This window comes from Neoehrlichia mikurensis (assembly GCF_019186785.1).
Classification (GTDB): Bacteria; Pseudomonadota; Alphaproteobacteria; order Rickettsiales; family Anaplasmataceae; genus Neoehrlichia; species Neoehrlichia mikurensis.
Genome location: NZ_CP066557.1, coordinates 1,024,230 through 1,037,307 on the forward strand (window position 1 = coordinate 1,024,230; position 13,078 = coordinate 1,037,307).

The following is a 13,078-nucleotide window of genomic DNA, read 5'->3' on the forward strand; positions in this document are numbered from 1 at the left end:
TAGATGATAAAACTTTTTATTATTTTGTTGCATGATTTTATTACACAAAAATTTTAAAGTACACTATGATGAGCACACTAAATCACTTATTATAATATTACAGTAGTGCTTTTTGTGGTTCTAATGTTTTTGTTAAGCTATTGAGTGAATATCTATGTATGAATATATTTTATTCTTTTTTATGTGTAGATGTATTAACTAATATTTTTGCTAAAAATTCTTCATAAGATAGTGATCCAATTAGTAACGTATTATTGCTAGTATTTCCTTTTAGTGTAATAGCGATATTATTATTATCTTTGACATTAGCAGCTTCGTATAATGTTTTATATATATTTTCTAAATAATGTGATGGAAGTGACAAATCTATGTTAGGTATAGTAATATTATTAAACTGCTCAAATAAAAATTTTAGTGCGTTTTTATAGTTGTTGATTTTAAAAGTTATTAACCCATCATATATGAAAAATTTATTATTTATTAATGCGTTAAAGATAGGAAATAATACATTACCATTAACTAATATATTAAAATATTTATTATTTAATGTGATATTAGGAATATTAATTTTTACATTATAGTAATTCTTAATATTATTTATATTGATACTTAAGTCTTTCACTATAAAACTTTGGTTCTGGTTATCATTAATATCAATATTTATTTTATAATTAGTATTGGATTTTTGCTTATTTAGAATTGTTGAAATGTGCAAGTAATTTTTTTTCATAACTACAATATTGTTGCAAGTTATACCGTTATCTTGATATATAAAGTCAGCAAGGTAGGTATGTGGTGTTTTGATTAATCCAAAAAAACTATTAAATTTTAAGATCTTAAGTAATAAATTATTAGAGGGTTTGATATAGTATTGTGCATTCACTTTACATATAGCAGCATTATTTTTAGAATCTTGTATTGCTAGAAATTTATCCGGGATTTCTATATTGATTGAATTATTAAATATATTATATGTTAATAAAATAGATAAGATTATATCCAATGATTGAATGCTAATTTTTATATTCTGAATATAGACCTTTTGTTTAGGAAATCCTTTAAATGATATACTATCATAGGAGAATGATGCATAAGGATTTATATGTGATTTCAAATGATTTAATTGTTGCTGAATTTGTGATTTTATAAAAAAACATGCTAATAAATATATTGAAAATAATGCTAATATTAAAGCAGTTATATTTAGTATTTTTTTAGCCATGCATATCTCATTGTTAAATTTTTTTAGTTAATTATGTATTTTATGATTTTACCTTTTTTAATATATCATTGTTTATAGATTATTTACAATAATTTTAGTTATGTATATATTTTTTATTATAAATAAAAAATTGAATATTTTGTGTATATTGTAAGTTTTATGAGATCTTATTTTAAGTACTTATGTTTTTATAAAATGATGCTATAGTACCATTTTATTAACTAGTATTTTTTATAATGTACATTATAGTATTTATATAATTTTTGAATATAATATAACTAATACAAGAATGATATTCTGATAGGTTTTTATTTATAAAATTAATAACGAATTTCTTATAAGTTATTAATTAGCAAGAAATTACTAGCTGATGTAAATAAGTATAATATTCAATATGATATACAAGTTTTTTTTTATGTATTACTACCAAATTATTAACATTACACTACTATAAGTAAATATTATAAAATTGATAAAATTTTTAATAGACATATTTTGTGTAATGTTTATTAATAATTTAAAAATTGATAAATAAAGGAAAGATTATTTATAAAAATGATTATATTTTATAATATTAACAAAGCTATAACCTGATTTTTAGTTATATCTTTGCAGAAAATTAATAAAAAATCTTAGGTAAACATAAGTGAAAATTAAAAAGAGGTAATTATATATCAAAGCTCCAGATGTAAAATGTACTAATGCTTAATGTATGCAAATGATAATTTTCATGTACATTTTTGATATATTGATTTTTGTTTAATTTTCATTATTATTGAAAGAAATATTTCTGGTTTCACTTGGCAATGTTACACATAGTCCGTCAAGTTCTTTAGTAATCATAATTTGACACCCAAGTCTTGAAGTTTCTGTTAACCCAAATGCAAGATCAAGCATGTCATTTTCTTCATCTGATAACTCATTATATTTTTCCACTACACTGTACCATGATGGATCAATGATTAGATGGCAGGTAGAACATGCTAAAGATCCTTCACAAGCACCTTCTAAATTGACGTTATTTCTATGTGCTAATGTTAGTAGAGTTTCTCCCTCATAAGCTTGGAAAGTATGTTTGCTTCCATCTGGAAAAGTAAAAGTAACGAATGGCATAAAATATCTCCGTGTATTTAATTATTAATAGATTTTTTTAAATCCAGAATCATTTGTTGCATAAAATTTGAAGATTTTAATACGAGACTATTAATAGCATTTTCTATATTATTTATGTTGTTACTTAATAGAGTATGTTGCAATTTTTGAATCGCATTGTTAATTGCTTTTCTTTCGGATTTTTCTATTGAATCTTTATTTTTTACTAAATTATCTTTTATTATTTTTATCATATTTTGTCCTTTAATTTTTATTTCAGATAAGTATCTTAATTGCATATCTTGATCAAAGTTTTCTAGAGATTCTGATATATGTTGTTCTATCTCTTGATTTGTTAGGTTGTATGTTGATTGAATTTCAACATACTTTTTGATCCCTGTAGAGTCTTCTTGTGCTGAGACAGTTAATAAACCGTCAGCATCGACAGAAAATTCTACTTTAATTCTTGCTTGTCCTGCAGGTAGTGGTGGTATATTTTTTAAATCAAACTTTGCTAAAGATTTATTATGAAATATCATTTCACGCTCGCCTTGACATATATGTATTTGTATAGAAGTTTGACCATCTACATATGTAGTAAATTCTTGAATGGCAGATGTGGGAATTGGTGTATTACGTGGTATTATTTTTTCAACAATCCCTCCTATTGTTTCAAGTCCTAAAGATAAAGGTAGTACATCGATTAATATGCTCTTATTATTTATATGTGGATTTGAAAGATAGTATGCTTGAAGTGCAGCACCAGTGACAACAACCTCTTCTGGATTAATGTTATCAAATATTTTATTTGGAAAAAGATTATTTAACATGTTCTTTATCATTGGAGTCTTTGTTGAACCTCCAACCAAAAGTACCTTAGATATATGATGATAATTTATATTAACACTTGCAAGAGTATCTGTAACTATTTGTAAAGTTTTGTTTATTAACGGCATGATGATGTTATTGAGATCTTGTTTCGTGATTGTACATTCAAATAACTTGTTTTGTATATTAAATGCAAAATGTCCATAATCGTTATTGGTCAAGAATATTTTTATTTTTTGTGCTTCTAATACTAGATTATTAAATAATTTTTTATCTAAGATAATATTTGTTGAAAAAATATTTTGATATTTTTGTAAAATAAATTCAGCCAAACTGTAATCGATATCATCACCCCCCAAGTTTGTATCTCCACCTGTAGCTAATACCTGAAAAACTCCTTTGTGTAATTTAAGTACTGAAATATCAAAAGTTCCTCCACCTAAATCATATACTACATAGATACCTTGAGTATCAACTTGCTCAATACCATACGCAAGTGCTGAGGCTGTAGGTTCACTTAATAATCTTAAAACTTCTATTCCTGCAAGTTTAGCTGCGTCTTTTGTTGCTTTTCTTGCTATGTCATTAAAATACGCAGGAACAGTAATTACTGCTTTTTGTACTGTAACTCCAATGTTATCTTTTACAATGTTACATAATTTTTTTAAAATTTCTGAAGATACTTCTATAGGAGTTACTGAATGATTGCAAACTATTAAATTAATATCATTACCATTATTGTTACTTACTATGTTAAATGGTAAATTTAAATTTTGAATATCAGTGATATTTTTTCCCATGAGACGTTTTATTGAGTATAATGTTGATTCATGATTTTTGTCAGCATCATAACCAACTTTAATGCAATTATTTCCATAATTAACGACTGAAGGGATAAGTGATTGATTGTTTTTATCTTTAAAAATTACTACTTGTCCATCATTATCAGTCATTGCAATAAGAGAATTTGTAGTACCTAAATCAATGCCAAACGCCATAGAATTGTTATTTTTGGAATCTATAATGTTAATTAGCTGCATAAGTGTTACCTTTACTGAGGTACTTTAATTTTCTTGTTTGTTTTGCAGCTTCATAAAGATCGTTGTTTGAAAAAGAAAATTCTATGTTTTGAATGCATGTAAGTATTTCATTATTAAGATTTTGACTTGATTCTTGAATATGAAAGACTTCTTTTATAATACATTGATCATCATCATTATTTAATTTTATGTTTTTAAGTTGTAATATATATTCTGCTCTACTTAATGGAGATTTTAGAATTTGATAAGCTTTATTTATTTTTGAAATATATTTTAATGCTAATTGCTTGTCACTTTGTAAACTAAAACAATCAGGATGGTAAGTGCTTTGTGCTGCTATATAATTTTGTTCAAGAAGCTTTGAATCTATAAAAAAAGATGCTTGAAGTTGCAACAGTGCAAAATAATCCTTACACATAAAAGCTTTCTCCACATCCACATCGTCCTTTTTCATTAGGATTTTTAAAAGTAAATCCTGATGATAACATATCTTCATAATAATCGATAGTTGTTCCAGAAATAAACATCATTGCTTTTGGTTCAATTAGTATAACAAAACTAACGTTACCGTATACTTTATCAATTTTTACTTCAAAAGGTCTGATTTCGTAAGCATATTCGATACTGTATTTAAATCCAAAACATCCTTTTTGTTTTACTATAATTCTAATACCAATACAATTATCTTGTTTTGTTGTGATAAGGTTTTTAATTCTATTTAGAGCTTTCTCTGTAACTATAATAGGGGGGTGAATATGAGTTACAGCAGTATTTTCTATATTTTCTACAGAAATATTTTTTTTCATGAAAAACCTTAGTCAATGTTAGTATTTTTATGATTAGTATTTGATACTTTATTTACTTGCTTATGTTTATAATCATTAATTGCAGCTTTAACAGCATCTTCTGCAAGTAAAGAACAGTGTATTTTGACTGGAGGTAGAGACAATTCTTTTGCTAAAACGGTATTTTTTAATTGAATTGCTTCATCAATATTTTTACCCTTTATTAATTCTGTTGCTAATGAGCTAGCAGCAATTGCAGCTCCACAACCAAAGGTTTTGAATTTAGCATCAGTAATTGTACCATTATTATCAACTTTAATTTGTAATTTCATTACATCTCCACAACTTGGAGCTCCTACTAATCCTGTTCCGACGTCGCTGTCTTCTTTTGAAAGTGTTCCAACATTTTTAGGATTATTGTAATGCTCTAATACATTATTACTATAACTCATAACATTTTACTCCTTTAATTTTTTTAAATTACTAACAATTTTAATATTCTTGTAAATCATTTTATTACTAATGTGTATCCCATTTTATAGTTTTTAAATCTATACCTTCTTGTACCATCTCCCATAGAGGACTGATCTCACGTAATTTTTGTATGCTTTTGATAATAAGATCTGCAGCATACATTATTTCTTCTTCAGTAGTGAATCTTCCTATTCCAAATCTGATAGATGAATGTTCTAAATCCTGTTCTATATTTAATGCACGCAATACATATGATGCTTCTAAAGATGATGATGTACAGGCTGATCCTGAACTTACTGCTAAATCATTAATTGCCATTATTATAGATTCTCCTTCAACATATGGAAAACTTAGATTAAGATTCCCAGGTATCCTTTGATCATAGTCTCCATTAAGCACAACATAAGGTATATTTTCTATAATTTTATTATATAACATATCTCTTAATTTTTTAAGTCTAATTCCTTCCTCCTTCATTTCTTTTTGAGCAATTTTTGCTGCTTCACCTAACCCTACGGCAAGCGGTGTAGGTACTGTGCCTGACCTCATTCCACGTTCTTGTCCTCCTCCACTAATAATAGGCACTATACGCACTCTTGGTTGACGTTTTCGAATGTAAAGAGCTCCTATGCCCATAGGACCGTATATTTTATGTCCTGATATACTTAATAAATCTATATTCATGTCATTAACATCTATTGGTATTTTACCAAAAGCTTGTGCTGCATCAGTGTGAAAAAATATACCATTTTGGCGACATATTGCACCTATTTCTTTAATAGGTTGAATAACGCCTATTTCATTATTGACCATCATTATTGATACTAAAATGGTTTTATCATTAATAGCATTTTTTAATGTATTTAAATCTAAAATTCCATTTTTTTGCACATCCAAGTATGTTACTTGGAATCCTTCTGTTTCTAAATGACGACAAGAATCTAATACACACTTATGTTCTGTTCTAGCAGTAATTATATGATTACCTTTATTTTTATAAAAGTGAGCTATTCCTTTAATTGCTAAATTATTAGATTCAGTTGCTCCAGATGTAAATATTATTTCTTTAGCTTCAGCGTTAATAAGGTCAGAAATTTGCATTCTAGCATTTTCTACTGCCGCTTCAGCTTTCCATCCAAAACAGTGGCTTCGCGAATGAGGATTAGAAAACTGTTTAAAATATGGAAGCATTGCATCTATAACTCTGTTATCCGTTTTAGTAGTAGATTGATAGTCAAAAAATATTGGAAGATTAAGATTTTTATCTTTTAATTCTGTGTACATAATTTTTTCCTTTTCCATTAATCCTACTACAATGACTATTAATGTATTTTTTGAGATTGCTGATAAATTTCATACCAACAATCTACAATTTTTTTTACATGCTGTTCTTCAGTATCAACTCCTAAGCTAATTCTTATAGTGTTTCTTAGAAATTGTTCACTAACATTCATTGCAGATAATACATGTGAGATATTGGCCTTACCAGAAGAACAAGCTGATCCTATTCCTATGGCAATATTATTCTGATCAAATTTTATCAACTGCACTTCATTACTAACACCTGGCATTGCAATACAAGTAGTATTAGGCAATCTATCAGCATTTTTTCCAAATATCTTACATGATGGTACAAGATGCATTATATCATGTTCTAGCTGATTACGTAAATTTTTAATATAGTTCATCTTTTGTATATAATTATCAAGATTATTTAATGATAATAATAGAGAATAAATAGCTGCTACATTTTCAGTGCCTGCACGCAACCCTTTTTCTTGAGACCCACCTAATATTGTAGGCTGAATATTAATTACTGAATTATTAAATAATAATGCTCCTGCTCCTGATAATCCTCCAATTTTATGTGATGAAATAGTGAGAACATCAACTCCTAAATCTGATACATCTATATGTATTTTTCCGCATGCTTGTACAGCATCTGTGTGAACAACCGCTCCAAATTTATGAGATATTTCAGTAATTTCCTTAATTGGTTGAATTACTCCAGTTTCATTATTTGCAAGCATGACTGATACTAATATTTTTTCATTTTTTAAGCTTTGCAAAACATTAACCAGCTCATTTAAAGATATTATACCATCTTGATCTACAGGGATAATTATAGGAGCAATGGCACTATTTATTACTGATAAATGCTCCGTTGCGGAAATTATATGATGGTAATCTTTTGTACTGCTAAATACTAAGTTATTTGCTTCAGTACCAGATGATGTAAAAATTATATCATGCTTCTTAGTATTTAATTTTTTAGATATTATTTCTCTCGTGTCTTCAATAATTTTTCTTGTTTTCTGTCCTAATTTATGCATAGATGAAGGATTGTATATATTATCAAACAATAACATGTTACTTAACTGTTGTTTAATTGTTGGATTTATGGAGGAAGTTGCATTATAATCAGCATAAATATAATTGTTATTGGTATCGAATCTGAACTTATTAGAAAGTATATCTTTTATGGAAATATGACTTAAATAATTTCTTATATAGCATTCCATATTACTCCAAAAATTATGGGTATTGCATTTTTGTGAATGATCTACTAAGCAACTTTTTGATGATTCACCTCCCTCACATCTTGTAATTTTAACCCTTTCTCCTATAGCATCTAATATTAAATTAAGTGTAATTAAATTTGGTGCAATATTTAAGCTATATTTCCCCCCAGGACCCTTAGTTGCACGTATTAATCCTGTTTTTTTAAGCTTTGTTATTACTTGTTCAAGATAACCCTTAGATAAAGATAAATCTTGTATAATGTTTAATGTTTTATGTTTTTTCTGATCAGTATGTGCTAAATTTGATATAAACATTACAGCATAACGAAATCTAGTTGTAATTAACATGCTAACCTTATAAGAATGTATACAAACTTAGATAAATTTTTAAGTTAATATATTTAAAAAAATATCTTTATTAAGTTAAGTTTTTTAATTACCCTATGTATATATTATAATATACCTTATGTAAAGTAGGTTTTTAACTAATTATTGGAGCGTTGATTAATGCGTGAAGTTTTTTTAAATGGGTCAGCAGGTAAGATTGAAGGGAAATATTATCACAATAAAGATGTGAATGCCCCTCTTGCACTTATTCTTCATCCACATCCACAATATGGAGGAAGTATGGATAATAAGATTGTCTATAATTTGTACAATATTTTTATAAATAATGGTTTTTCTGTATTGAGAATTAATTTTCGTGGTGTAGGTAAATCTACAGGAAGCTTTGATAAAGGAGTTGGGGAATTAAATGATGGTGCGACGGCAGCAGACTGGTTACAAAATAATAATCCTTCAATAGCTCCTTTTTGGGTAGCAGGGTTTTCATTTGGTGCTTGGATTGCAATGCAGTTAGTAATGCGTAGACCGGAAATTGAGGGATTTATTGCAGTATCTCCTCCAGCAAATAAATATGATTTTTCATTTTTATCTCCTTGTCCTATACCAGGGTTAATAGTCCAAGGTGATAATGATAGTATATCAGATGAATGTGTGGTATCTCAATTAGCTTCTAAGTTAAAAAATTCTATTAAAAGTGAATATATGCAATATTGCGTAATAGAAAAAGCAGATCACTTTTTTCGTGATCACATAGATACCTTTTATCAGGTTGTGGATTCATACATCAAATCCAGGCTTTTATTTGCTAGTAATCAACCTAGTAACATTGTACATAGAAAAATGAAACATCGCGTAATAATGCAGGATGAGCCTGTTTAATAATGTAATCATAAATTGATTTTATATAGTAACATAGCTTTATTGTAAATATAAATAGTTAATAAAGTATTATTTTGTTATATAAAGTTTTTTATTAATTGGAGGAGGACTAGCTTTTTTGTTAATTAAAAATATATCTACTCAATAAAAAAAATTTATGTTATATTTAAATTGCACTTAAGTTAGATTAGTTAAAGTTTATGCAATATAACTCATGGCCATTTCAAGAAGCAGAAAAAATTTTGCAAAAATTTGACAATAAAAAGGAGATAGTTTTTGAAACTGGTTATGGTCCATCGGGATTGCCTCATATTGGTACTTTTAGCGAAGTACTAAGAACAACGTTTATTATGAATGCATTGCGTGAAATATCGCCAAATATTAATACAAAATTAATAGTTGTTTCGGATGACATGGATGGATTGCGCAAAATTCCTGATAATATTGTAAACAAAGAAATATTAGTTGAGCATTTAGGTAAGCCGCTTACTGTTGTTCCAGATCCATTTGGATTGCATGAAAGTTATGGGCATTATATGAATGCATTATTACGTAAATTTCTTGATTTTTTTAATTTCGAGTATGATTTTAGAAGTGCAACTGAGTTTTATAAATCTGGATTTTATGATGAAAAATTATTATTGTTATTGAAGTGTTATGATCAGGTAATGGATGTAATGCTTCCTACTTTAGGAGAAATACGACAAAAGACATATAGTCCTTTTTTGCCTATATGTCCTAAAACATCAAAAGTACTACAGGTGCCAGTAGTAAAAATTGATACTGAGTTAGGAAGTATTTTTTATAAAGATCCAGAAGATGGAATAATAGAGATTCCTGTTACAGGGGGAAATTGTAAATTACAATGGAAACCAGATTGGGGTATGCGTTGGGCTGCGTTTAATGTTAATTATGAGACTCACGGTAAGGATCTTACACCTTCTGCAGAATTATCTAGTGAAATATGTAAGATATTAGGTAGTAATCCTCCTATACTATTTTGTTATGAGTTATTTCTTGATAAAGATGGCAAAAAAATTTCAAAATCAAAGGGAAATGGGATATCAATTGAAGATTGGCTATTATATGCTCCTAGTGAAAGCTTAGCATTATATCTCTTTCAACATCCAAAGAGAGCGAAACGTTTATATTTTGATGTTATTCCAAAGTCTGTAGATAATTATTTAGAGTTAGCACGAGAATATAATCAAATTCAAAATTATGATAATCCTGTATGGCATATACATAATGGTAAAATTCCCAGTTTAGATATGTATGAATTAAATTTTTCTTTATTATTGAATTTAGCTTCTGCATGTAATGCTGAAAATAGTGATATACTTTGGGGATTTATTAAAAATTATAATAATGATATAGATCCAGGAAAAAGTGAGTTTCTAAATAAACTTGTAGTGTATGCTGTTAGGTATTATCACAATTTTATAAAACCTAATAAAGTATACAGAATTCCTACTAATGATGAAAAAGAAATGCTTAATGATCTAGTAAGTGTATTATTGCTATTACAGGATGATGAGTCCTCTAGTAATATACAAAATCAAATTTTTGTTCTAGGTAAAAAATATTATACTAGTGATTTGAAACAGTGGTTTACAATGTTGTATGAAGTTTTACTTGGACAAAGTCAAGGACCAAAATTAGGATCTTTTATTAAATTATATGGAATAAAGAATACTATAACGTTAATTAAAAAATTATTAGATAACCGAAGTAGTAATAATTGACATATTTATAGGGTATGTTATTGTTTATTAAGTGAGCATGGTAGGTTATATGTTGTTTAGAAATCTTATCATATTATTTATTATGGTATTAAGTGGATGTAAATCATATGTATTTTATCATGGGTATCCATCATCTAATGTTGTATTATGGAAAAATATTAAAATTGGTGATCCTTCGAGTGAAGTTGTGCGGGTTCTTGGACAGCCAATCCTTAAAGAAGGAGATGTATGGTTTTACATTTCTTATAAAATATATACTAGAGGTGCTTTTGCAAAGAAACAATATAGTTCTGATTTGTTAAAATTAACTTTTAATAATGATAAGGTTTTTAAATTAGAAGAAATGAAAGTAGATAAAAGAGAGTTATATGAGATATATAAGAAAAGCAGTTTAGTGAGTGGAATTAATGATAATTTTTTAAGAAGTATAAAAGTGAAATTACAAAGTAATGATCTGTAATATATTCTTTCTTTATTTCAGTTAGGATTTATTTTATATAGATTATAGTTATTGATAGTACAAGCTAGCATAAATTTTTTTATGAATTAAACATTAAAAAATGTTTTTAATCATAAGGTTGTCTTTAGTTATGCATAATTTCTTTGAATTTTGTTTGAAGGTTATTCATTTATTCAATGAAAAAAATTACATAATACAAATATCTATATCTGAAAGGTAAGTTTTGATGTTAATAAACACTAAATGATTTTAGTATAGGGAATAAGAAAGTAATTTTGGATTATTTGCTGAATTACTAATTATCTATAAACAGATATATTTATACTACTAACAATTCATATAATCTACATTCAGCGCTTACAGTTCAAAATACTCAGAATTTTGCTATCAAATTTTTAACATGAATTACATATAAATCAAAAAATACAATTTTAAGAACTTTTTTAATAACTTAACAAGCTTATTAATTCCAAAATGGAGAATACCTAAACTAATATTTCATTAAAATATAATAGCAATTTCTAAAGTAAAATAACTTTTTGTTAATTAGCAAAAAAATTTCTTAATTTATAGTATTAATAATAACACTGATACTTTAAAAAATAATTGTAGAATAAAAAAGACAAAATATAAGCATTTACTATACTTGATATAGATTATTTATTGTTTTTTATTTTATAATTTTTTAAAAGATTTTAGCATAAATATTAATGTATTGCATTGTTATACTTATATTATTAATTAAAGTACATGTTAATTTCTTTATTAAAAAAAAAAGACTGTCTATGTTTAATAAAAAATGTTTCAAAATATAATTTGTATCTTTTTTTTTGTTGGATGAACATATTTTTTAAAATTTAATATAGATATTACTATATGTTATTTTGTTATTTATTATAACAATTGGTAAATATATAAATAAGCAAATGGTATTGTGAATTTAATAAGCTAGTAATCTATTTTTATTAAATATAATCCATATGGTGGAGCAGTTTCTCCTGCCGCTGCTCTATTTTTTTGTTTTAATATATCTAACATATGTATTGGTAAAAATAGTTCTTTTCCACATTGAACTAATGTACCAGTGATAATACGTACTTGTTTATATAAAAAAGATAATGCAGATATATATATATATATATATTGATTTTTTTTAGTGATAGTAATGTTATCTATGGTTTTAATTGGTGATTTAGATTGACAAGTTTTTGATCTAAAACTAGATAAATTATTTTTTCCTATTATATAAGAAGCAGCTTGTATCATATTGTTAATGTTTAATGGGGTAGGTATATGCCATGTTCTATTATAATCTATTGCAATAGGGGCATACCTGTTAGTTATTTTATATAAATAATGTCTTTTTTTTGCACAAAATCTTGCATGAAATTCATTATTTACTTTTTCTACAGATAGTATAGATATCGCATTAGGACGTAAGTGATAATTAATAGCATTTCTAATTACATAATCGTCTAAATGTGTTATTAAATCAAAATGTGCTACTTGTTCTAATGCATGCACTCCAGCATCTGTTCTTCCTCCTGCATAAACGGTAGTATGTTGCTGAGAAAAATTAAAAATTGCATTCTCAATTACTTCTTGTATTGATTTATTAGTATGTTTTTGGCGTTGCCATCCAGAAAAACCTGACCCGTCATATTCTATAGTGATTTTATATCTCAT

The 13,078-nt window shown here is 26.6% G+C and carries 12 protein-coding genes; 3 read left to right on the forward strand and 9 right to left on the reverse strand.

The window, feature by feature from the left end; translation table 11 throughout:
* Positions 1 to 169: 169 nt before the first annotated feature.
* The 8 genes from HL033_RS04115 to HL033_RS04150 all read right to left on the reverse strand — a co-directional run bounded on the left by HL033_RS04115 (position 170) and on the right by HL033_RS04150 (position 8,311).
* Positions 170 to 1,222, reverse strand: a complete 1,053-nt coding sequence (locus tag HL033_RS04115) for a hypothetical protein (protein WP_218194018.1) — start codon at positions 1,220 to 1,222, stop codon at positions 170 to 172.
* Between the two features lie 759 nt (positions 1,223 to 1,981).
* Complete coding sequence (locus HL033_RS04120; RefSeq protein WP_218194019.1) at positions 1,982 to 2,335, reverse strand: ferredoxin family 2Fe-2S iron-sulfur cluster binding protein; 354 nt, start codon at positions 2,333 to 2,335, stop codon at positions 1,982 to 1,984.
* Between the two features lie 17 nt (positions 2,336 to 2,352).
* On the reverse strand, positions 2,353 to 4,182 hold the full coding sequence (gene hscA, locus HL033_RS04125; RefSeq protein WP_218194020.1) for a Fe-S protein assembly chaperone HscA: 1,830 nt from the start codon (positions 4,180 to 4,182) through the stop codon (positions 2,353 to 2,355).
* On the reverse strand, positions 4,169 to 4,636 hold the full coding sequence (hscB, locus tag HL033_RS04130) for a Fe-S protein assembly co-chaperone HscB (RefSeq protein WP_246575239.1): 468 nt from the start codon (positions 4,634 to 4,636) through the stop codon (positions 4,169 to 4,171). The genes hscA and hscB overlap by 14 nt, the downstream gene beginning before the upstream one ends.
* Positions 4,593 to 4,988, reverse strand: a complete 396-nt coding sequence (locus HL033_RS04135) for a HesB/IscA family protein (RefSeq protein ID WP_218194021.1) — start codon at positions 4,986 to 4,988, stop codon at positions 4,593 to 4,595. Before HL033_RS04135 ends, hscB begins: the two co-directional genes overlap by 44 nt.
* 8 nt (positions 4,989 to 4,996) lie before the next feature.
* A complete protein-coding gene (gene iscU / locus HL033_RS04140; RefSeq protein ID WP_218194022.1) occupies positions 4,997 to 5,419 on the reverse strand; it encodes a Fe-S cluster assembly scaffold IscU in 423 nt (140 codons plus the stop codon).
* A gap of 67 nt (positions 5,420 to 5,486) precedes the next feature.
* The gene (locus HL033_RS04145) at positions 5,487 to 6,725 is read right to left on the reverse strand and encodes an IscS subfamily cysteine desulfurase (protein ID WP_410522113.1); all 1,239 of its coding nucleotides are present in this window, start codon (positions 6,723 to 6,725) and stop codon (positions 5,487 to 5,489) included.
* A gap of 38 nt (positions 6,726 to 6,763) precedes the next feature.
* Positions 6,764 to 8,311 carry an aminotransferase class V-fold PLP-dependent enzyme gene (locus HL033_RS04150; RefSeq protein WP_218194024.1) on the reverse strand — a complete coding sequence of 516 codons (1,548 nt, stop codon included), beginning with the start codon at positions 8,309 to 8,311 and terminating at the stop codon, positions 6,764 to 6,766.
* Positions 8,312 to 8,470: 159 nt separating this feature from the next.
* Between HL033_RS04150 and HL033_RS04155 the strand changes: the two genes are divergently transcribed.
* The 3 genes from HL033_RS04155 (at position 8,471) to HL033_RS04165 (ending at position 11,392) form a co-directional block, all read left to right on the forward strand.
* Complete coding sequence (locus HL033_RS04155) at positions 8,471 to 9,187, forward strand: alpha/beta hydrolase (RefSeq protein ID WP_218194025.1); 717 nt, start codon at positions 8,471 to 8,473, stop codon at positions 9,185 to 9,187.
* A gap of 200 nt (positions 9,188 to 9,387) precedes the next feature.
* The gene (locus tag HL033_RS04160; protein ID WP_218194026.1) at positions 9,388 to 10,932 is read left to right on the forward strand and encodes a lysine--tRNA ligase; all 1,545 of its coding nucleotides are present in this window, start codon (positions 9,388 to 9,390) and stop codon (positions 10,930 to 10,932) included.
* A gap of 82 nt (positions 10,933 to 11,014) precedes the next feature.
* Positions 11,015 to 11,392, forward strand: a complete 378-nt coding sequence (locus tag HL033_RS04165) for an outer membrane protein assembly factor BamE (protein ID WP_218194027.1) — start codon at positions 11,015 to 11,017, stop codon at positions 11,390 to 11,392.
* Between the two features lie 948 nt (positions 11,393 to 12,340).
* On the opposite strand, the gene truA is transcribed toward HL033_RS04165, so the two are convergent.
* Positions 12,341 to 13,078, reverse strand: a complete 738-nt coding sequence (gene truA, locus HL033_RS04170; RefSeq protein ID WP_218194028.1) for a tRNA pseudouridine(38-40) synthase TruA — start codon at positions 13,076 to 13,078, stop codon at positions 12,341 to 12,343.